Consider the following 555-nt stretch of genomic DNA (forward strand, 5'->3'; position numbering starts at 1 on the left):
CCCTTCCACAGTAAAGTGGTCAAGCTACCGGGGCGTACCTTTTCCCGAAGTTACGGTACCAATTTGCCGAGTTCCTTCTCCCGAGTTCTCTCAAGCGCCTTAGAATACTCATCTCGCCCACCTGTGTCGGTTTGCGGTACGGTCTCGTATGACTGAAGCTTAGAGGCTTTTCTTGGAACCACTTCCGATTGCTTCGCAGCACAAGGCCGCTCGTCCCACCCCCTTGAATTACGCGCCCGGATTTGCCTAAGCGCCTTCTATGAGGCAGAAACTGACTATTCCAACAGTCAGACAACCTTCCGCGATCCGTCCCCCCATCGCATCATACGACGGTGCAGGAATATTAACCTGCTTCCCATCAGCTACGCATCTCTGCCTCGCCTTAGGGGCCGACTCACCCTGCTCCGATGAACGTTGAACAGGAAACCTTGGGCTTACGGCGTGGAGGCTTTTCACCCCCATTATCGCTACTCATGTCAGCATTCGCACTTCTGATACCTCCAGCATCCTTCACAAGACACCTTCGCAGGCTTACAGAACGCTCTCCTACCATAT

At 53.7% G+C, this 555-nt stretch carries 1 rRNA gene; it reads right to left on the minus strand.

Annotated elements, in window-relative coordinates:
- Nucleotides 1–555: ribosomal RNA gene (locus tag ACI48I_RS24170) — 23S ribosomal RNA — on the minus strand; the annotation flags it as partial.

Source organism: Massilia sp. LXY-5 (assembly GCF_059801075.1).